The organism is Methyloversatilis universalis FAM5, from assembly GCF_000214035.2.
Taxonomy (GTDB): domain Bacteria; phylum Pseudomonadota; class Gammaproteobacteria; order Burkholderiales; family Rhodocyclaceae; genus Methyloversatilis; species Methyloversatilis universalis.
The window spans coordinates 1-1,312 of the sequence record NZ_AFHG01000010.1; the positions used below are offsets into that span (position 1 = coordinate 1).

Here is a 1,312-nt window from a genome sequence, read left to right on the forward strand (position 1 = left end):
GGTGAGAAACCCCGCTCGCTGCTCGTGGCGCGGGTTTTAAGGCAGACTCCCGCCCCGAATCGTCTTCCTACTTTTCCCGACTGTCCATGCGCGGCCAAGAGAATCCCCAGGCGTTGATGTTCAGCTACGTGAGCCTGGAACAACGCGTGCCGAAGGACCACCCGCTGCGCTCCCTGCGCGCGCTGGTCGACGGCATTCTCGCCAACATGAGTGCGCTGTTCGATGAGCGTTACTCGCATACCGGCCGTCCGTCGATTCCGCCTGAGCAGTTGCTGCGTGCGCTGCTCGTGCAGATCCTCTTCACGATCCGCAGCGAACGCCAGCTGGTCGAACAGCTCGACTACAACCTGCTGTTCCGCTGGTTCGTTGGCCTGGGCATGGACGATGCGGTGTGGGACCGCACCGTGTTCAGCATCAATCGCGACCGTCTGCTCGGTACCGACATCGCACGCCAGTTCTTCCGCCGCGTGCTGCATCTGGCCGAATGGCAGGGTTTCGTGTCCGACGAGCACTTCAGCGTCGACGGCACGATGATCGAGGCCTGGGCCAGCCACAAGAGCTTTGTGCCCAAGGACGGCAGTGGTCCGGACAAGCCTGCCGGGCGCAATCCGGAAACTGACTTCAAAGGCAACAAGCGCAGCAACGCGACCCACCAGAGCACGACCGACCCGCAGGCGCGGCTGTACAAGAAGGGCGAATTCACTGAGGCGAAGCTGCGCTACATGGCGCACGCGCTGTCGGAGAACCGCAACGGGCTCGTCGTCGATGTCGAGAGCACGCAGGCCACGGGTCGCGCGGAGTGGGAAGCGGCGATCCGGATGATCGACCGCAGTGTGCGCAAGCCGGGCGCGACGGTGGGTGCGGACAAGGGCTATGACACGGCGGAATTCGTGGCTGCGCTCGAACGGCGCGGTATCAGGGCGCACGTGGCGCGCAAGGTCAGCGGCAGCGCCGTCGATGGACGCACCGCGCGTGGCAAGGGCTACGCGATGAGTCTGCGCAGGCGAAAGATGATCGAAGAGGCCTTCGGCTGGATCAAGACGGTGGGTGGTCTGCGCAAGACGCGGCACAAGGGGCTGGAGAGGCTCTCCGGTCAGGCGCTGTTTGCGTTCGCGGCGTACAACCTGACTCGAATGCTGAGCCTGATGCGAACGGCTGCCGCGTAGAGGGATAGATGCGTCCGCTGCCTGGCGAGCAGCCGAATACGAGGGTGAGAGAACCCCGAATCACACGCCACGGCGCACTTCCGGTGCCGGAAAAAACGAGCGGAAGGACATGATCCGGAAGGATTCAAGGGTTTCTCACCAGCCTG

Annotated in this window: 1 protein-coding gene; it reads left to right on the forward strand. The window is 63.9% G+C overall.

Annotation, left to right across the window (positions count from 1 at the left end):
• Positions 1-86: 86 nt before the first annotated feature.
• On the forward strand, positions 87-1,166 hold the full coding sequence (locus tag METUNV1_RS00045) for an IS5 family transposase (RefSeq protein ID WP_043358619.1): 1,080 nt from the start codon (positions 87-89) through the stop codon (positions 1,164-1,166).
• The last annotated feature ends 146 nt before the right edge of the window (positions 1,167-1,312 follow it).

What these genes read in the sequence shown, in the direction of transcription:
- METUNV1_RS00045 (WP_043358619.1), top strand. Translation starts at nt 87, where the DNA reads ATGCGCGGCCAAGAGAATCCCCAGGCGTTGATGTTCAGCTACGTGAGC.